Genomic DNA, 20,449 nt, shown 5'->3' with positions numbered 1-20,449 from the left:
ATTAATTAGATTTTAGAGCCCTATTGTGATTCGTTACCAATACAAGCACCGCACCCTACGTTTTGCGATACGGAGGTTTATAACCTGTCTGCCTGCCTACTATGGTGGTTATTATTTAAGTATTCCTTTGATGGGGGAGGTGTCTCATGTTGGAGGCTTGTGGGCCTTGATTTCGACTTTGATTGTTTTGCAACCTAATCGGAAGGATGCTTGGCAAACCGCATTGCTACGCATGGTTGGTACTTTTATCGGGGCGACTTTCGCCGCAGTGTACCTGACTTTTCTGCCTTTTCATCCGCTTGGCATGTGCGCCACTATCGTAGCATCCGTTCTGGTCTGTGGAGGCTTCGGGGTTCCGAATTATGCGCGTTTAGCCTGTATCACGATTGCAATTATGATGGTTTCAACGGTGATTGATCCTCATATTACACCCTATATGAATGCCTTGCTTCGTTTCCTTGAGTCGGCGACCGGTACTTGTATTGCAGTCATCGTCACTGAAGTGTGGCCAGAAGAGGATCCAGATCATAAGAAACCTGGGAGCTTGCGTCTACCTCTTTCGGATCTGAGCGGTAAAAAGAGAGCTGCTCGAGATGATGCTAGTTGACTGGCCTGTTTAGAACTGGGGATTGGTATCTTCTGGCGTGATACTAATTTGCAAATAGTTTGAACTTGTGAGAGAGAGAGTACTCCAGCCTGAGGAGATACCAGTCAAATTTCTGTCTATCTTATGCGCGAGTTTTCTTTGGTAGCTTTGCGGGATTTCTATGTGCGTAAGATGTCTGTTGAGAGTTTTATGAAAAAACAACTAAATTTATAGTAATTACTCTAAATTTAGTTGTAATTGCTTTGTTCATATTCATCGGTATAGCTGATTCCATTCGATTCTCACTCCATACAGATTGTTTATGATTACACGCTTTCGCCTCGCGCACATGTGTCTAGTTGGCCTGACATTGTTTGCAGCAGCCAATCTCCATGCGGTCGGAAAGAAAATTTCCGAAAACATTAGCTTTATTGATACTGCTTTTGATCCTTGGGATACGACAAAGTGGTCGGACTGGTATGATGCCGATGGTCACTTAATTAAAAGCTTTATCATTGATCAAAGTGTCACATTTGCAACGCCTCCTGGGGCAGTGGACTGGGCACCGACACTCCCGGCATCCGGGGCGCCGACTGTTCTTTTTGAGATTATCGCGAATAGTGATATCGTCGTCGATGGTAACAATTGTGTGATTGATGTCACCACAGCTGAAACGGGGATTGGATTAGAGGACTACTACATTAATTCGCGTGATTCCGGCGGGTATGTCCTGGATGCGACTGTGTGGCCCAATTTTATATGCTTTCAAGTTGAGCAACCGTCATCCACATCGGTTCCAGTTGCAATTGATCAGCCCACGTTGCCGTCGGCGCCTACCAGTGGTAGTAAAATTCATAATTTAACCATTCGAGGCTTCAAGCATGGCGTCGCGACTGCGCATGGGCACCAGCGACAGATTCTACTGACAGATCTTATCATCCAACGCTGCAAGTGGGCGATCTATCCACGTGGTCTTAATGGTTATATTTATGACAATACGCTGACCGAAAATTTTTCTGGTGCGATTTATGCAGAATATAATTCTCAAAATTGGGTGATAAATGATAATTATTTTCGGGATAATGCGGTAAACAACAAAATTCAGTCCTTTGGTGACGTGGTGATCGACTCATGTAGTCAATATGTTATTACAAATAATGACTTCGTGCAGCGGACTTACAGTCATTTACAAACAACCCATCAAACCGCGATATCGCTTTTTAGAAATACAGGAGAAAATAAGGATATTCGCGAAGTCGCGCCGCATAATATTCGGATTGATTATAACGATTTCACACAGCACAAAATTGCTGTGGATGTGGCTGCACGTATGGGGGTTTCTGATATTAAGGATATGTCTCTGGAAGGTCGCAGCCTTGCTTATGATATTTATATTGAAAACAATACATTCAATGATTGCAGAATTGGTATCAAAATTAATGGTAACTATTGTGATATCATAGATAATACATTTGATGCGGACACGGATGTGCATGTCGCGATTCACTGTGTTCTTTATCATACTATTGGGCATCACGTTGAAAACAACATTAGTATTGATCCCATTATTGTCGAACTGTGGTCTAAGCAGGAGGATTATACCGCGTACAAGGACTATTGCCGCTACCAGAATGATGGGGGCAATGCTATTTATGAATCGATTGACGATTCGGACAAGTTATTCCATGTGACCACCAGTGGTGTGGTCACGCTCAATGAACCGACTCGCGCAAGCTTCACTGCACAAGTTGTCAATGCCGCATCACTTGCAGTCGACACGAGTGTAGATCCTTTGGTTCGTAATTTAAGTGATATGTATGCAAGTGGGGCGACTCCCAAGGACATTGCTTTCGCAAACTATGTTGACGATTCACCAGGTGATGAGATTGCAGTCATTTGGAATGAGGCCAATTCAACGCTTAATGAATATGAAGACACCACCCATTACTATTCAATTATCATCTATGATCAATGGGGGAATGAGCTTGATCGCTGTGGGCGCAGTACCGCTCCTTGGGAGCGCATTGCAGGCGGTAATATGCTTCCTGGTAAAGGACATATTCACATCGATGAAGAAGCTGAGATTGCGGCAATTCCTAGTTACGCGGACAGTGAAGGCAAATACCCGATCTATATCTTTCGCCGTGGCTTTGCCAAAGATGATGAGTTTATTTTATCTGACCATATTATCAAACTGGCTCCGAATATGGGAAAAAAGATGATCGATATTACCGTCGGTAATTTTAGAATCGATGCCAGTGGTGATGATGGTTACGATGAGGTCGCTGTTATATTTGACAGTGTGTTTGGTGACAATGATTATACGATTCGTTACCGTAAGCCTACAGATACAGGTTGGCTCGAAATTACCGAAGATATTCCATACAAACTGCAGTCGATTTCTGCTGGGAACCTCGACGTAACGACTAGTGTCGACGAAGTTGCAGGGGTGTACGCCGAAGATGCAAGTCTCACCGCTTATCCGATTCTATTCTTCAAGCCTGCAGTGGATGGAGCTTATTTAACGAATCCTGGTGGTTCGAGTAATAATTATCCATGGGACCAGATTGCGGTCGGTGATTTCGAGCCGAACTATACCGGTTTAGAAATCGCTGTGACATCTAACAAGAAGCTTGCTGGAGCTCATCGGATTAATTTCTACCGATACAATGCTTTGTATACTAAGCAGTTTAATGATCCGGTCTTTAGCGTGCCTTTTGCTGCGATTGATGCCGCTGATATCGAAATTAATACAGCTGTTGTTAGTGAAAGTGATCTCGCACTAGAAGAAGTTTTTAAGGTAAATACGGGCCCACTTCCAGCCAACCTCAGTACTGAGATCAATAGTTGGGGGGCTTTTCTCGGTGTCTTGCCTAGCACTGCTCAATCTACTTCAGTACCCGCATTTCTGATTAATGTAAATCCGAGTGCTTCCAATGGTAGTTATTTACGTAATATTCCAATCTATCGTTAGTGGCGCTTAGCTGCTCCCTTTTTTTACCATGATATTTCCTATTCGGTATTGTGCATTATATCAATTTGATCGAGCAGAGGGATACTGAGCTGCGCTAGTGAAATTTAGGAGGCCGACGTATTGCCTTCACTGAGTCACTAAAAGCCTCGTCCCAGCGTGCGAGGGCAAATCCGGTCGCAGCGATCGAAAGGCTCAAGCAGGAATTTGAAAGTCAGGCGGATAAACTTTGAAAGCTTACTGAGAGGATAACCTTCGCAGGCGTGGCCGCTTTAGTTTTACTGGGTGGGCTCTAATACTCGGCCTTCAATCAGTTTGTGTCGGAGAAACACGGGGGAGAGAAAGTAAATATCGATTGCCGCCCTCCTTGATTTGTTCCATCGTGAACATGGCTCCCAGTTTGACTGCGAGGTCTCGGGCCACTGGTAGGAAGAGCACTTGCCCGTGGCTTTCCTGTCTCAGTGGATGAACCAGCGGGGGTTGTCCGCTGAATAGAGAGAGTAAAGCTTCGGCATCGACGTGTTGCCCTTTATCGCGAATATCGAGTAAAATGTGACTGCCGTCGGCATGGTCCCTAATCTCCACGGAGATCGATTCCTTTCTAGAAGAGGCCGATACTGCTGCCATCAGGATCGCATAAACAGTTTGTGTGAGGAAGTCACTATCGCTCATTACGTGGGCGTTGTAGTTATTGTTGTCTTTTAATTCAATCTGTACTTCCTCGATGGCAGCCGCTTCGCTCATGCTTCGGATTGAATCGATGACAATTTCGAAAATGCACACTGGCATTTTCTGAGGGCGGACGTCGCCACGGGACCAAGCCAGCAAAAATAGGACGTGTTGAAAGGTGGCCAAGAGCCGGTAGGCTGAGCGATTCATTTGCTCCAGCAGTTCTTTCTTGTCCTCCGTTTCTTCGCTCATCCGTAATAGGTCTGAATAGCCTGTGATAGCATTCAAGGGTGTGCGGAACTCGTGCGAGAGGCATGAATATACCTGGCTGCGTGGATTTTCTTTTAGATCTACGCCTGCCGAGAAAACCGAGGGTAAGCCAGTCGCTTGTTCGGCTACCAAATCGATACAATACATCGTGACTGAATCGTCTTCGTTACGTGTGAAAATGTGGCTTGAATGCACTTTAATCAGACTGCCGTCTTTTTTCTTTAATTTTAGAAAGCCGCCCAGTGGAGGCACGCCAGTTGCCAGCCATGCGTCAATTTCACTGCGGACCTTATTTTGCATGGCTTCAGGAATAATTAGATTTTCCAGCGTCTGACCCAGTGCCTCTTGGCGGGGATAGCCGTAGAGTCGCTCACTCGCGCGGTTCCAGTAGACGACTTCATGGCACTCGTTGTAGCCTTGAATTGCAACGTCCTCGGATAAGTTGAAAAAGGGCGGTTTGCTTGAGGTGGACATTGGTAATGCTGGGGGGCGAGAATATTAAACGGTAACGGAGAATGAGATCCGCGCAAGATTGTAGATGTGATCAAGCATATGCTGCTATTTTAGGCATTCTCTTATTATTGCTCTCCGCAGGAACTGCTTACGGAGCTTTGCTCATCGGCGAGTTAAGGTTCTTTAGATTTAGATGCCTGCGAGGCGTAATAAGGTTCCACTGTTTCTAAGTGCCCTTGCACAATTTTGCTGATCGCTTCAGCGGGCATTTCGCCTTTGTGCAGTTCGAAAATCGCGACTAATAGCGAAAGCTCGATGTCCATTTTCTTGGGCGTGGTCGCTTTCATCTCGGCCAGTATTTCCAGTGCTTTTGTTTCGGCTTTCTTGTAGTATTTAAAATTCTCTTCATTGGGTGTAGTCATTGTTATAGGATCTACCAATGTTTTTCGTAGTCAAGTGACTAGGATTGTAGTTGAAGTGGTTTAAGACCTTTTTTGGGGGGAGGGTGCTGTTGCTATAAATCTTTTTGTAAATGATTTCTGTATCAACTTGATGTTCAGAGTTGTAAGTTTTTACCGAGCATATGAAGTAAAATAGTTGAATTAATTTTCGTTAGAATCTAATGAAGATGGCTGATTTGTGGGGATTGAGTTCTCCCATTTATTTACAATACCCCATTTTATATGAAACATTTTTTAGGATTAGCTGTATTGCTTTCTCTCGCATTTACGGTCGTTGCTGATGAGCCGGATACGATTGTACCACTTGGAAAGTTGGATGCCTTCTGGCGTTATTCGGCGGCTCTTGGGCCTTTTCACGAAGGGGGACAGGCTTTGGATACTGTTCCAGATTACATGCAGAAAGGTCACTTTGCATATCGTAAACGCCCTTATGTTAAGGAGTCACTTTTTGCTGACCATCTGAGTATGGTTCGAATTTTGGGAGGCTTTAAAGATCAAAAATCTCTATCGGATGTGCGCGAACGCGATCTCGCGTATCGAAACCGTGATGGTAAGATCGCTTACCGGATGCATTTGTTGCAGCCGCGATTGCAACCGTATATTGAAAATGGGTATAGTACAGATCTGACGATTGTATTGGATAATGTTCCTTGGTGCTTTCCCGAGAGTCCCAGGGCCGGGTCTTTGGGGCAGAGTGCGCCGCCTCAAGACCCTGAGGAGTGGTATCGATTCATTCAAGCTGTATGTGAAGAATTAGTTCGTATTCTTGGACGTGATCAGGCCAATCAATTGCGTTTTCGCGTGGGCACAGAGAATGGTGGACGGCAAAGATTTGACGGTACGCATGAGGAATACGTCTTCCATTACCAGAATACGGCTGCTGCGGTGCGTTCTGTGCTGCCAGGTGTCGATATTGGTTGTTATAACATTTCAGGAGTCAGTGTCGTTGGTGTACGTGAGAGGCATAATGTCAGAGCTTTTGAATTGGCTGAGCACTGTGTGAACGAGCAAAATGTAGTCGATGGGCAAAGTTCGACTCCTTTTGATTGGGTTGCGTATTCCCGCTATTTTCGACCGGGGGACGACCCATTGGCACATGCACAAATATGCCATGCGGTATGGGAGGTTTTTGAGGATATTGCGCCTGAGCTTGAAGGAGTTTCCCGCGAGATCCATGAATTTGGCATTGCGCCCTGGGGGGAGGTCGCAAAGGGAGTTTTTTCCAGTGCGGAACCCGGTGCATTGGGCGCAGCACTGACATGCCAGATGATGCTTCGTCTACGTGAGGTAGGCATTCAGCGTCTTTGGCATTGGGGAGTATTGGATCGCTATCGTAATCAACATAATCAATTGGATTATGTGCCGCAAGGGATTGCGTGGCTCATGAGTGTGCTTGATGCTATGCGTGGTGGCGAAGCGTTCTTACTCGAGCCTTCGACGATATCCACAGTTGGAACAGATCAGTTGGCATTGGCAGTGAAGTTGGAAGATCGTGTGATGATTTTAATTTCGTCATACAACCGTGATATTGCGAACCACTCCTCGGAATTCGTGACCTTCTCTTTGCCCCATGAACTTGGCAGGCTCGCTGGGAAGCCTGTAAATGCGGTACGTTTAAACCGGGATTCATCCATCCATGATCAAATTCGTAGAGATCTTAGTGCCGCGGGATTGTTGGAAGAGGATTTTGTTTCAAGGCCTGATCGTCTAGGTACTGTGCGTCAAATGGGAATTGGTCGACTCGCCGAAAAAATGGTCGGTGAAGCTCAGAGTAAATATGAGCAATTATGGGTGGACTCTTTGACATACCAGCCAATTACGCATGATTCTTGTGTTATTGAGTCCATGGGGTTCGAGACGACAGTCACTGTGGAATTAGGACCGCCTGAATTACTGGTGCTTGGAATTCCTAATGCGAAGTGATCTATGTTCCTTGGTCGCCTGAGTGTATGTTAGACACTAGTTGAGATAGTAATACAAGTTAGGGCAGGGAAATTTCTACCGTGTAAAACTTTGCCTCCAGCGTGGCATCGGTGTCTTCGAAGACATGGTCGACCGCCTCGTCTACTACTAAAAAAGGTGATTCTGTCGTGGCAAAGGGAACGCTCTGCCCTAGGTCGGGACTCGATTTTACAGTATACAGGCGACCGGGGATGACTTTGTTGAGCTTGATTGCGAGGGTGGACTCTGCCGTGAAGCCCTCGACTGTGACCTGAAAGAAGTCGGCTGCGTCGGTGGGATCAAAGCCACTCAAGAATTCGAAATAGTTGTCGTGTGGGTCATTATCAAAATTAGCATCGGGCGCTGCATTTGCATTGGGAGGTAGACCAAAATAGTGCACTTGCCAGTCATCATCGATCGCATCGCCACCATATTGAGCGAAGTTATCGACATCAATATTGAGGATCGTTAGTGGCAGCGCTCCCACCACTCCTTCACGTGTGACTTCGACAGTAGTCAGGACATCTTCATACACAGTATCGGCAGTGATGGTTCCGGTAGAAATATCGATCGCAGCGATTCCAGTTTCAATGCCCCACTGAGTCCCCGTCGTGCCAGCTAAGCTGAGGGTGGTGGCATCGTCGTAAGTCGCTATTGCAGAGATCTGACCTGTACTGCCTTCGTCGACCGTCGTGGAACTGGCGCTCACTTCGATACTCTTTACATCATAAAGTTGGCCAGTGAAATTGTGCTTCGATTGGAAGTCAGAGACAGTGACATGGCTGACTCCACCTGAAAACATATCGCCCACCGTCACTTGCGCCACGATGGACTGACTCGCACTAGACACTTGTCCGCCACCGTTTGCATCGCCTGCAGGGGCATGTAGTAAGGTATAATCGCCTCCGCTGCTCACGGATTGCGCGGCGGGCATGCTATGAGCAAGTGCCAGTAAGCAGGTGGCGCTGGAGATGAGGTTTTTCATGGCTAGAGCGTGTTGGAATTATTCGCAGCGGCAGCCAGTGAATGGACCATGTTCTCCAATTGCTGCATTCGCTCCCGGAGTTCGCTATTTTCTCGTTCTAGTTCGGCAATACGATTCTCCTTAGAGGCATGATTCCGTTCCAACTTCGCGTTCAAGCCTTGGATCGCGGCCAGAGCAACGCCATCCGCGTCGACAGTAGCGATGGTCACGTCGTTTAGACCAAGGCCAAATGCTGCACTGAAATCCTGAGCCATCGGCCCGAGGTGGCGGACCTCATCGGTCTCTGCTTTATACGTCCAACGTTGTAAGGGTAGGGCGACGACTTTTTCGAGGATCGCTGCGTGATCGATAGGCTCAAAGTTTTTCTTAAGATTACGATCAGAGGATGGTGTAATCGTTCCGGTTGCGCTGATATTCCCCAACACTTGGAGCTTGGCGCCACCAGAGGAAGCTGAGCCTGGGATGCCGCCGATGCCTACGACACTCGCCTGAATTTGTAAGCCATCATCAAAAGGCTCTTCTATATAGACGTAGTCGGCATTTCCAAAATTCAGCCGAGCCCCGTAGCCCTCCAAGCCATCAGGGCCGATGAGTCGCAGAACGTCGTCGGAAGCCTCGTTCTCGATGACTAATCTGTGATTTGAGTCGGGGTTGATCGTTCCGATTCCTACTGTGCCGCTGGTGAGATCCATGAACATCGACTTCCCATTGGAAAAGCCAGCACCAAAGGCCTCAAAAACAAGACCTTCGACATCAGCAGTGCCATCGTAATACATATCGAATCCCGAATCATTCGACTGGCGCATCGACACTCGCCCTGAAATTTCATTGGTTCCATCGGACTGCAATTTAAGGATCGGCTCGAGGCCATCGACTGAATTGATGAGCACCTTGCCATCGGTTCTCAATTTCAAGTCCGTGGCGTTTATAACTGAATGCGCACTAATTACGAACGGTCCTCCGGCACCTTCTAAGTAGCCCATTTGACCGTAGTCAAATCCTGATTGGAGTATTATTTTCGGGTTCTCCTCCGTTGAAATAATATGTAGATCTGCTAGCGGATTGTTGGTGCCGATACCCACGCCGCCTGTAGCACGAATCAGAAACTGATCGATCCCCGTTGAAACAAAATCGTCCGCGGATGCCGCATCATTAGCCGAATCCGCCCAAACAAAAGTGCCTGGATGGTTCGCTTTTGCCTGACGCCCTGCGGCGAATGCGTAACTGGCATCGACCGAAGTTTCGTTCCCGTTTCCGCCCGGGATGCTCGAATACGTCCCCGCTGCCTCGTTACCAAAACCGCCTCCGACCGTCGAGCTATTGCCTGAGGCCGTGTTGGAGGATCCGCCGACTATGCTGGAATAGTTGCCAAACGCATTATTTAAATAGCCGCCCGCTACGGTCGAGAATTGTTTCGATTGATTATTATAGCCACCCCCGATCGTGCCATACAGCCCTGAAACGCTGTTCGTTGCGCCGCCGGCAATCGTCGCAGCTAGACTGTTTGTAATTGTATTATCAATACCTCCACTCACCGTGGCGAACGCGGAATTCGTCCCGATCTCATTAGGATTCGAACTTTGTCCACCACCCGCAATGATCGAACTGGCCGAGTTTGAGCCAATGGTATTTTCCGAGTGGCCTCCCAAAATATTTGGCGCATTGGTCGCTGTTGTGTATTCGTAGCGGACGGCCCGCTGACCATTCGCCTGAATCTCGACAGCTTGATCATCTGAAGTCGATAACACCAGAGGCGCACCCACACTCTCGAAGCCCGTCGCGCGAATGATGCCATTTACGTCCAAAGCGGCTTGTGGATCATTCGTGCCAATGCCCACGCCTCCCGTAGCGCTGATAAGAAACTGATTGATTGCGGTGGAATTGAAGAAAGGTAAACTCGTATTTGTCGAATCCGCCCAGACAAAAGTACCGTCATGAAGTGCTTGGGCGTATCGGCCCGAAGCGAACGAATATTTACCGTCCGCACGATTATATTCCCCGCCCGGAACCGTAGCCAGCAAACCAGCAGCCTGATTACTCCTCCCCCCGCCAATTGTGGCTGCTGCACCACTCACTTCATTGGCATATCCACCTCCGATAGTCCCGTAATCTCCGGTTCCAATGATGGCATTGGGAAGTGACGCATAACCACCGAAGTTTATATATCCGCCACCACCACTGATCGTTGCGCCGTCCAAGCCGGGGGTGATGACGTTCTCAGCATACCCCCCGATGAGACTTGCAGTGCCTACACCTGACGTCATGTTATTTACATAATCATTTGAGGCGTCGCCTGGTTGGATTTTAAACGCTCGCAGGCCATTCACCTCTATTTCCATTGGCTGAGACGTCTCAGTTGAAAGTAACAATGGATGGACACCATCGCCCTCCAAACTCGTTGCGCGTATCGTGCCAGCGACTTCAAGGTCAGCCTGTGGGGTATTGGTGCCGATCCCGACGCCGTTGGTGGCGCGGATCAGAAACTGGTCGCGACCTGTGGAGGCAAACGGTGCTCCAACAGTCGGCTCACCTTCCGTGTCCGCCCAGACAAAGGTTCCATCATGAATTGCTTTTGCGTTTCCACCCACGGCAAATGAGTTTTGGCCGATCGCGTCGTTAAATACGCCGCCAGGAACGGTCGCGTTTTCACCGCTGGCGGTGTTCGACGCCCCTCCACTCACTGTGGAAGCTTCGCCGCTCGCAGTATTACTGCGGCCCCCAGCAACTGTGCTGGATGCTGCTGAAGCCACGTTGCCCGAGCCCCCACCGATTACTGCTTGAACATTCGATGCCGTATTATTGCGTCCGCCTGCGATGACCGCGTAACTCGCAAGATTCGAAGTGATTGCATTTGCTTCGCCCGATAGCCCACCGCCGGAAATAGTCGCCCCTTGCGCTGCTGTATTGATTGAGTTACCGCTATATCCGCCCAGAATGTTCGCCACGCCTGAACCATCGCTAAGTCCAGGCAATAAGCGTAAGGCCAAGGTATTGTTCGGCTTAAACTCAAGGGCTGCATTACCACTGGTTCCAAGCATCAAAGGTGCGCCGGAAACGCCAGTGCCGAGTTGCCCGTCGCTATCGATGACGACCGGCATTAGGCTGCTGCCGGCAGGGCTCACTCCATGAATGCCGTCGATAAAGGTTCGATTCTGGTTTGCGCCAATCCGCGTCGTGTTAGATTCGCCTATGACGCCCCATACATCAGAACCGAGCATAATATTGTGGTCACCATCGGTAAGATCGCGGCCCGCGAAAGAACCGATGGCAGTGTTGTGACTTCCTTTCGAGATTAGGAGTGCAGAATAACCTAATGCTACGTTCTGATTGCCTGATACATTGCTGATGCCCGCTGCCAGTCCGAAAGCTGAGTTATAACTCCCATCTACATTCAGCGACATTGCTTCTTTGCCTACAGCCGTGTTTCCAGTCCCCGAAGTGTTGTTGTTTAGAGTAAATGTTCCAAGCGCGACGTTGTTATCACCGACTGTCAGTGCCTTTAGGGCCTGATAGCCGATGCCAGTATTGGCATCACCGTCTGAAGGGACTCCCAGGGTGAAATTTCCAGCGTTTTGACCTAGAAATAGATTGTATGGACCAAAGCTGTGAAGGAAGGGCATACCATCCTGTGTCACAACACCGGTCTCATGATCGGAGGTCGCAGGCAGTTGCAAACCAGTCGAAACCGCAGCGCTCAATGCGTAAGCTGCTGCAGAAATCGTGCGGTCAGGCGTCAGTTGTTCGAAGGGGCCTCCATTACTGGTGGAGAACCAAATGCGCAGACTCACTTCGCTGTTCTCAGGAAAGAGGGTGGCAGGGATCGCTGTCATTGTGGCATCGCCCAAGCCCACTGCATAGTGGCCATTCGCCACGGGGATCTGTAGAGAACCGTAAGGCTCCGCACCATTGAAGCCCGAGCCATCATGCGACCATAGCGTCGTCGGCCCAGGCCCTATCAAGACAAATTTAAAATAACCAGTGCCAGTGAAATTCTCACCACTGACTGCGATGCGTCCTTGCTGATTCAGCACCCGTGGCGGCTCGGCAGCATGAATGGTGGAGATAGCCAACGTGAGTGCGCAGAGCAGGCACGTGGAAAGATACGAAGAATTTGCTTTCATGCAGGCGGTTATAGAGTGTTCCGAAGTGCCGATCAAAAGAACTTAGGCAGTCGCTTCAAGCACACCTAACCGACGGTTATATGTCGCCTTCATGGCGATCTACATCATACTGTCAACTAGCAAATTAGATTAGCTTAATTAGGTCATTAATTTCTTTTTGCCTGTATTTCGACTGGCTCCGCGCTTTTGCGATCCTTTGGTTGGTATAATAGTTCTAATACCAATTCGAAAAAAAGTTTGGTCCTAATAGATATATCTTTTGTAACCTTGGTTTTCGGAACCGGGGCGATCTTTTGTAACCTCGGTTCTCGCCAGTCCTAAGCTCGTCGAAAGGGGAACCGGGGCGATGTCAATCGCTCCCCGAAACAAAGTTTCGAGGCTACGCTAAGGCCAAGCTTATAGATCATATATTCTTAGAAGTGGTATAAGCGGATGCCAGCTGCACTGATTTCTAATACCGGACTCAACTCGCTGATTTTTTGTGCTTTGACCTGATCGCCCGAATACCTGTGCTTTGAGACCAGCGTGTCGCGCCTGAGAGTAATGGTCGAGTAAATGGTTATTTCCGATTAGCTATCTGCGGCTTCGTCGAAGATAGCTCACCTCATCGGCCCCCTGTTTCGTTAACGACCTCCAGTAATCAATTTCCATGGTTTACCTCCATATTTAGCTCCCACGGGGGCTAGGATGTAGACTAGGAAAATCGCTGCACCTAACCAAGCACCCAACCAAGCAATCGTAGGTAGGACTGCCTGGTTATGAATGAATTTCATGGGGATTTTCTTTCCTATATTTACAATCGGATTATGAAAAAGAAACAGAGGGAAGCACCATGGGACGACATACTTGAGTACATTATCCAGTCTGCTGTCTTTGCGTATCGATAAGGTTGCGTAGAAGAATACGCCGACCCCAAGTAGTTTAGTTAGCTGTCCTAAGTCGCGAGAGCGAATTCCAGTAACAGTGGCCTCCCAAGCTCCATAGCCAGTCAGTGTCAACCAAAGCAAGCAGGCGCCGATTAGTAAATTACGATGAGGGCGCCAGCGCCATTCGGGATGTAAGCCTAGGGCAGCTCCCGCCGAAAACCATGCCAGCAATCGTATGTTCCAAATCCATAAGTCTTGTTGGCACCACCTGAGGATTAAGAATACTCCTAATGTGATGTATGCAGAGAGGCTAGGCCTAAGTAAGAATGCGAGCAATGGTGCGAGTAGAGCTATCAGAAACAGATCTCTCAGGAAATAAATCGGATAGTTTAGAGGATCTATGATGCTCCTGTTTAACCAATTTGCCAGGTCCCAGTCACTAATCAGTGGAGGCGCAAAAAAGGCCTGTGTTCCCGGTAAGGTTTGTATTAGTGCATATGCGAAAATCGTTAAAAAACTGACGCAGATGAACGGGATGAGTAAACTTTGAACTCTGCGCAGAATTTTTTGATTATAGTATGAGATTTCTTGCCGCCAACCTCTAAGCATTAGAAATCCTGAGATCGCGCTTAAGACTGGGAGCCCCGCTCGCAGTAGCCAGCTGGTTGTCCATTCTTGAAAAAACCGATCAAATAGATTGGCATTCTGATCGGCGATAAAAACTGTTTGAGAGTGTAGGCCTACGATCGCAAGCACCGCGAGGAAGCGTAGTATCGGTATTGACCGTTTAAGATCCGCGGCTGAGGCTAGTTTTTGTTCAGATGAGTTCAAGTTTTTTTGGGAAGGTAGCAAGATTGACTGCGACATTATAAAAGAAATAAGGCGGTATTGAGAATTCAAATGCATTCACTGCACAGTTTGAAGATTTAGTGGCTCGTCCGATATTCTCTAAAATTGTATGGCTGCCTGTAGAGAGGATTCTTTGTTTTACAGCTTTGCCGCAATGCTAAAAGGCAGCAATCGTTGCCGTAGCTGCTTGCGTGGAGCAGGAGTTTTCACGGCTGATGACATGATCAGCCGCCCCAGCGTATGAGGATTTTCGCTACGCTTGCATCAATCCGTTGTTTGCGGGGCATGTCGGAATGGCACGGACTTAAGTGGCTTCATCGAGAATATCAGCAAGTGACGATGCATGTAAAACGTAGGGCTGCCACTTGTGGCATGCCGCATAGAATCTAGCTGCCGAGCCACTTCTCAGACGCGGTCTTCACAAGTGAAGCCCCTACAATTTTAGCATCAAAGCCCCTTCAGTCCGTGCCATTCGGGTCATGTCGCATTAATCATCGGGGCCAGTGTTCTCTGACTCACCGCACTACGCAGACCCAGGTCGGCGTAGTCGTTTTTTGCTAGCCTAATCCATTTTTTTGAGATTTTTTGCGCAGATGATGCACTCGATATGCGTCGAATTAGCTCAATCTAGCAGCACATTTAACCTCACTTATAAGCACACACCATTACTATGAAACTTGCAGTAATCAGTCTTAATTTATTGGCGATGTTTGTCCTAAATGCGCATTCGGCCATATTTACTTTTGATTTGAATCTCTCCAGTCAATTGGACGACAATTTTACTCAAATAAATGCAGCGGGTACGAACCATCCATTTGTGCACAGCACGAGTGCTGGCTTGGGATCAAATGGTGGAATTACTAAAGGTGTCGCGGCCGCAGCTGGCGCAACGTCCTATGTGTATGATACCTCATTTGCAGGCAATAAAGATGATTTTTCGTTTTCATTTCTCTGGAAGAGCTCTAACGCTGAAGGGGCTAATTTGCTCATGGGGGTCACCAATTCGGCTAGCTATACTTTAAATGCCGGGGGAGTTCCTTTGAACGGTTCATTGCCGCAAATCGGTTTTCAGGCTAATGTCGGACTGAACGGCATTTCGATGACTCAGTACGATGGAACAGCTTCGGCTTCTAGCATCGCGTCGAAGAGTATGAGCGGTTTAAGCACTGACACTTTTTACCAAGCAAAATTTTCATATAGCTACAATAGTCTGGATGCTAATTATGATTTGGTTCTGTCCGTTTCCACTGTGGACGGAAGCGGGAACGTGCTGGCTGAACATGATTCAATTACCGCTAGCGACCGTTCTAGTGCGTTGAGCGAGGATAGCAGCACATTTCTTTACTTTGCGACATTGGAAAACTATTCGGTGGAGCTCGATAATTTGAGTTCCTCAGTGTTCGTTCCTGAGCCGAAAGCTTACTCTTTATTGCTTGGATTCATCAGCCTCGGTTTGGTTGCGTTGAGACGGAGGTAGTTCCTTACTCGGCCAACGGATTCTGGGCAAAAGCAAAGGCCTCGACGGGCTGGCCGCCGATCAAGTGTTCCTGGATGATTTGTTCCAGCACCTCCGGGGTGCAGGAGTGATACCAGGTCCCTTCAGGATACACCACCGCGATGGGACCACGTGTGCAGACTTGGAGACAGTTGGCTTTTGATCGATAAACGAGTGCCTCCGGTCCGGTGAGTTTTAGCTCCTTTAGGCGCTGCTTTAAATAGTTCCACGACTCCAGGCTGGGTGCTGGTTCGCAACATTTTGGTTTCGTTGGGGCTGCGCACAGAAAGATGTGGCGCTTGTATTTCGTGATTCCGAGGGAAGCGGCGCTTTTCTTGAGTTCGTCTTTCATATCCGGGGAAGCATGTACGTTTGCATCATCCGGGGCGGTGTCTGTTGGATTCTGAGTCATTCAATTCCCATTTTGCGCATGTGAGGTTACTTTTCAAAACCTGTTTTGGACACTCGTGGTCAGGGGACTAAAGGGGCAACAAGCGGGCAAACGCAAAAATATAAAGATCGCTACCGGTTGACCTGATTACTCAGGTAGTTTGGGTGCCCATTTGCAGGCGTTCGCTGATCCATGGGGTTTTGGCAGTCGTTTTTTTTCGAAGGCGTTTAGCGATCTGCACCTTCCAGTCGGCTCCCCCCCTTTGAGTCCACTTTTGGAGTCGAGGGAACGTAGGGCTGTCACTTGTGACACGCCGCATGGAATCTAGCCTCCGAGCGACTTATACCACTTCTAAGAATATATGATCTATAAGCTTGGCCTTTGCGTAGCCTCGAAACTTTGTTTCGGGGGCCGATCGGCATCGCCCCGGTCCCCCTTTCGACGAGCTTAGGACTGGCGAGAACCGAGGTTACAAAAGACATATCTATTAGGACCAAACTTTTTTCGAATAGGACTTGGCTGATGCGGGCATTGCCTCATACGTCCCATGCCAGCAAGCGCTTCAGCGCGAAACAATTCAACAAGGCCTTGGGCACGAAGGAATCCCGGTTCACATATTCAGGTCGTTTGCCGGTAGCTTCACAACGCTCGGAAGCGTGCAAGTTGCCTCCCGAGGGGCCGAGCCCATCGATGGTGGGGTAGGACTCCCAAAAATGATTTCCATCACTCAAGCCGCCGCGCGGTGTGCCATACACTTCGATACCCAGTTCTGCGCCGGCGGCTTGCCAGGTCTCTACCATGGACTGACTCTCGGCATTCTTCGGCCAGGCTCCATCTTCTTGCAAAATTTCCAGCTCCAGCATTCCTGTCCGCTGCTTACCAGCGACTGTGAGAGGGGCGGCGCCAGGCAAGGCCAGCAGCATCGATTTGCCGTGTGCAAACGCCTGCGGCTCGAAGGCTCGCATTTCACCTTCGAGCGAGGCGCTCTGTGCCACGCGATTGCGACCTTCGCCGCCGTGGATCATGCCCACATTAAAGGTCAGTCCCTTGTCATAATCAGTCCAGGACTCGATTTGCTGTACAATCGGTGCCAACAGGGCGATCGCATTCACTCCCTCGTGATGCGCGGAGCCTGCATGTGCCCCCAGTCCGGACGCAGTCACTCGATAAGTGAGGCGTCCTTTGCGTTGACTTACCAATCCAGATTGTTTGACCGCACAAGCTTCATCGGCTTCGAACACCAAGCAGGCTCGTGTCTGCGCATCTAGGTGCGGGCGGACCACTTTAGCAAATTCCGGATTTAAGACTTCTTCCGAGGAGTTCAAAAAGATGCGCCAGTCGACTTGCTCAACAAAGGTGAGATCAATGTCTAAGAGCGCCTCCAGCATCAGATAGATCACCGCAGTGCCGCCTTTAATATCCACAGTGCCGGGCCCATAGATGCGCGTGCCGTCCTCCGACCATTCAAATGTATTGCGCACACGTTCTTCTTCCGGAAATACGGTATCTAAATGACTGATACAGGCCACAGAACGCCCCTGAGCTTGGCAACCCTTGCGCTCCAGCATCCAGTGGTCAGCATAGAGCGGATCCGTGCTCGGTAAGCGTGTCGCCTGAAAGCCCAAAGGCTCAAAATCGTTTGCGATCTGCAGTGCCAGTGCTTCAACACCCGCACGGTCCAATGTATATGAGCTGATGTCGACCCACTGTTTTAGACGCGCAAGGGCGTCGGGCAGTTTAGCATTTAAAACCTCCATCAGTTGCTCCTGGCCCCACTGTATTGCCTCAAGTCCCATGCGCCTAGCTTATGTAAACGAGCTTCGGTCCAAGCAAACAAAAAGCTGGTCTGCGTATGTCTTCTCTAGATTTAGCGGATCACAAGATCGCGTAATTAAGAATGACGATGAACCTTTTTTAGACGCCCGGCCAGCTTCGCCCTCGTCTTCGATGCCAAGGTTTGGAAGTCATTCAAAGAACTACGAAGTGCCGCCTTTTGAGGTCTTAGTTGTTTACGTGTTATCGGGGCAAAGTCGCCTCAGGATAGGGGAGTTAGGGTTCGATCTTAAGTTAGATTCTAAAGGCGATAGCCCCTAACGGAATGATTTATATTTGGAATTCTATGTCATTCGGGGAGAAAACTTTTTTAGAACTGTTACAAATTTGCCACATGGCGCCTTCAGTCTTGATTTGGTATGTTTTTCGCTGACTGTGAAATTATGTTTTGTGATTTCCGTATATTAGGGAGTGTGCGCTGGTTAGTTGTCGCCTTACTCTTCGGTTTGGGCTCGTGTCTAACGTTGCCTGCGGTTCCGTTTGCAGTAGAGGTAGAGGGGAACCTGCGGCTCGACTTTTCCGCTTCTTGGACGGAGTTCAGCTCGATCGATGGGACTGCCGTTCCGGACGGCACTCAAATCCTAAGCTCAGACGGTTCTACTTCCATGGAAGTTCAAGGTGATGCGCTCAGTATTGTGAACCGAGCTGGTTTTTCATTGTCCGGTGTGCTGCTGGAAAATTCGGGGACGGGATCTGTCTTTCTTTATCCGCCGGTCGATGTGCAAGGCTTCGGGGTCTATATTGAAGCCACAGAAAGCATCGCAGTCGAATACACCGCGACCGCTTACACTGCCGGTGGATCTTTTATTGCTTCCATCACAGTGCCGAGTCCTGGCACTGGCGGCGAAGCTGCCTATCTCGGACTGATCGATCCGACGGGAGCCATTGGCATCCTTGAGCTCAGTTCGACCAATTCGAATCGCTTCGTTGTCGCGGCTCCACAGTTTCAGGTAAAGCGCGTTGCAGAGAGCGACCCTAGTAATCTTCCAGTTGCCAGCACGGAAACTGTAACTGTGAGTCCCGCTCAGTCCTACCTACACGAAGGTCTGATTGGACGTAAGGCCACTGCAGCGACCACCTCAGCGGTCACAGACTTTGAGAACATTGTCGACCTGCAGACGCTCTTTCCTTCGATACGTGTAGGCGATTATCTGCGACTAGAACGGATCGGTGTGAGCTTTACAAACCGTCGCCTCAATCAACTGCTCGGTGTATTCACCGAAACTGAAGAGATCGAAGCCGGCGCCGAATTTGACCGTCTGCCCACTGCCATCGATGCGGGCACAAACTTCTACACCGATAAGATCAGTGGCGACGGCGCCTTCTCCACGCCGACCAATATTCCAGAAGACTTTATCATCGGCGCATCTACATATCTTGCAGCCCCACTCAATACACGTTACCTAATGTTCAGTTTTTCAGAACCCACCGTGGATGCACCCAACTACTCCGTGCGCATGAGCCATATTCCGCGCCAGCCTTTTATCGATTGGGCGGTCGAGTTTGGACTGCATGGTGCGAACCTCGAGCTCGATAGCGACCTCGACGGTGACGGGCTCACCTTGATTGAAGAGTTCGCTTTTTTTCGTGATCCGACGATAGGCGACAGCGAGGCTGGAATCAGCGGAACAGGCAGTGGCGTCTTGCCTTTTCTTGCGAGGGAACCATTACCCGACTTCCTCACTGTCCTCTTCGAAGCGCGTAGCGATGCGCCTCTCCGCTACCGTGTGCAGACCTCTGAGAATCTCATCAATTGGGACACCCTGCCTGAGGGCGATATCGGTGTGCTCGAGGTCGAGACTCAAGAGGGGCAAGCAGTCTTTTTCCTACGAACCGCGGCCGGTGGTAGCCGCCTCTTCGCTCGTGTTATAACTGAATACGTACCACTCGCACCATAATTTAAACCTAACTCAACCAAAGTAAATTAATGAAAATTCGAACGATCCTATTCTCCCTTCTCTGCCTTCAATTTATATCGCTAGCGGTCCATGCTCAGAGCAGTGCGCGCTATTTCCTTTATACACCAGGGTCGTCGACTGAATCTGGTATTTTCGGCTCCACTGTGGCTGAACCATACAGCCACTCAAAAGCTATCGAAGTTTCGAGCTTCAGTTTCGTGGGAGAGCGATACATTGATTTTTCTGCTGCCGGGAATCACTTCAGCGACCATGAATGGCAGGATCTCGAACTCATCCTTACTGCAGATACTAAAGCGTATTCGAGTTTGATGACACATTACGTGTCAGGAGTCGATGTGCCTAAACTCACCCTTGAAGGGGTAATCTTTGGAGCAGCCCCAGGTGCAGCTAGCGGAAATTGGGTCTTTATGAAGATTGAGATGTCTCAGGTCTATGTTGCTGCAGTTGCAATCGAAGCGACCGAGGGCGATTCTCTTGTGGTCAATGTGCGACTCGCTTGGAAGTCAATGAAATTTGAGACCTCCTCGCTTGATAATAGCGCCACTGCAACTAGCAATGGTTCCACTACGTGGAACCGTCAAACGAATGATACGACTTACCCGTAGGCATCACTGCTGCCATCGGAATGTATAGCAAAGA

Annotated in this window: 13 protein-coding genes; 6 read left to right on the top strand and 7 right to left on the bottom strand. The window is 48.9% G+C overall.

Translation table 11 applies throughout. From position 1 onward, the window contains the following. The first annotated feature begins 25 nt into the window (after window positions 1–25). Together QEH59_RS15420 and QEH59_RS15415 are read left to right on the top strand one after the other, a co-directional pair. Window positions 26–607 (top strand): FUSC family protein, encoded by a 582-nt coding sequence (locus QEH59_RS15420; RefSeq protein WP_308986277.1) that lies wholly within the window; start codon window positions 26–28, stop codon window positions 605–607. Between the two features lie 301 nt (window positions 608–908). Continuing rightward, entirely contained in the window at window positions 909–3,560 is a 2,652-nt protein-coding gene (locus QEH59_RS15415; RefSeq protein WP_308986276.1) for a right-handed parallel beta-helix repeat-containing protein, read from the top strand. A gap of 303 nt (window positions 3,561–3,863) precedes the next feature. Here QEH59_RS15415 and QEH59_RS15410 read toward each other — a convergent pair whose 3' ends face one another. Together QEH59_RS15410 and QEH59_RS15405 are read right to left on the bottom strand one after the other, a co-directional pair. After that, entirely contained in the window at window positions 3,864–4,970 is a 1,107-nt protein-coding gene (locus QEH59_RS15410; protein ID WP_308986275.1) for a PAS domain-containing sensor histidine kinase, read from the bottom strand. Window positions 4,971–5,122: 152 nt separating this feature from the next. Next, window positions 5,123–5,371, bottom strand: coding sequence for a hypothetical protein (locus tag QEH59_RS15405; RefSeq protein ID WP_308986274.1), 249 nt, complete (start codon window positions 5,369–5,371; stop codon window positions 5,123–5,125). A 261-nt stretch (window positions 5,372–5,632) separates the two neighbouring features. Here QEH59_RS15405 and QEH59_RS15400 point away from each other — a divergent pair, with 261 nt between their 5' ends. Then, complete coding sequence (locus QEH59_RS15400) at window positions 5,633–7,333, top strand: GH39 family glycosyl hydrolase (protein WP_308986273.1); 1,701 nt, start codon at window positions 5,633–5,635, stop codon at window positions 7,331–7,333. Window positions 7,334–7,391: 58 nt separating this feature from the next. Here the strand turns inward: QEH59_RS15400 and QEH59_RS15395 are convergent, their stop codons facing one another. The 3 genes from QEH59_RS15395 to QEH59_RS15385 form a co-directional block, all read right to left on the bottom strand. Then, window positions 7,392–8,336 (bottom strand): hypothetical protein, encoded by a 945-nt coding sequence (locus QEH59_RS15395; RefSeq protein WP_308986272.1) that lies wholly within the window; start codon window positions 8,334–8,336, stop codon window positions 7,392–7,394. A 2-nt stretch (window positions 8,337–8,338) separates the two neighbouring features. Continuing rightward, entirely contained in the window at window positions 8,339–12,457 is a 4,119-nt protein-coding gene (locus tag QEH59_RS15390) for a tail fiber domain-containing protein (protein WP_308986271.1), read from the bottom strand. Window positions 12,458–13,080: 623 nt separating this feature from the next. Next, on the bottom strand, window positions 13,081–14,154 hold the full coding sequence (locus QEH59_RS15385; RefSeq protein ID WP_308986270.1) for an acyltransferase family protein: 1,074 nt from the start codon (window positions 14,152–14,154) through the stop codon (window positions 13,081–13,083). A 688-nt stretch (window positions 14,155–14,842) separates the two neighbouring features. On the opposite strand from QEH59_RS15385, the gene QEH59_RS15380 reads away from it, so the two are divergent. Then, window positions 14,843–15,649, top strand: coding sequence for a hypothetical protein (locus QEH59_RS15380; protein ID WP_308986269.1), 807 nt, complete (start codon window positions 14,843–14,845; stop codon window positions 15,647–15,649). Between the two features lie 4 nt (window positions 15,650–15,653). Here the strand turns inward: QEH59_RS15380 and QEH59_RS15375 are convergent, their stop codons facing one another. Together QEH59_RS15375 and QEH59_RS15370 are read right to left on the bottom strand one after the other, a co-directional pair. Beyond that, window positions 15,654–16,079 (bottom strand): (2Fe-2S) ferredoxin domain-containing protein, encoded by a 426-nt coding sequence (locus QEH59_RS15375; protein ID WP_308986268.1) that lies wholly within the window; start codon window positions 16,077–16,079, stop codon window positions 15,654–15,656. A gap of 515 nt (window positions 16,080–16,594) precedes the next feature. After that, entirely contained in the window at window positions 16,595–17,854 is a 1,260-nt protein-coding gene (locus tag QEH59_RS15370) for a M20/M25/M40 family metallo-hydrolase (RefSeq protein WP_308986267.1), read from the bottom strand. A 420-nt stretch (window positions 17,855–18,274) separates the two neighbouring features. Here QEH59_RS15370 and QEH59_RS15365 point away from each other — a divergent pair, with 420 nt between their 5' ends. Beyond that, entirely contained in the window at window positions 18,275–19,789 is a 1,515-nt protein-coding gene (locus QEH59_RS15365; RefSeq protein ID WP_308986266.1) for a hypothetical protein, read from the top strand. 29 nt (window positions 19,790–19,818) lie between these two features. After that, a complete protein-coding gene (locus QEH59_RS15360) occupies window positions 19,819–20,415 on the top strand; it encodes a type VI secretion system tube protein Hcp (RefSeq protein ID WP_308986265.1) in 597 nt (198 codons plus the stop codon). Window positions 20,416–20,449 lie beyond the last annotated feature (34 nt).

Source organism: Thalassobacterium sedimentorum (assembly GCF_031127905.1).
Classification (GTDB): domain Bacteria; phylum Verrucomicrobiota; class Verrucomicrobiia; order Opitutales; family Coraliomargaritaceae; genus Thalassobacterium; species Thalassobacterium sedimentorum.
Note: the sequence above shows the minus strand (reverse complement) of the source record. Positions and strands in the feature narration are given on the sequence as shown.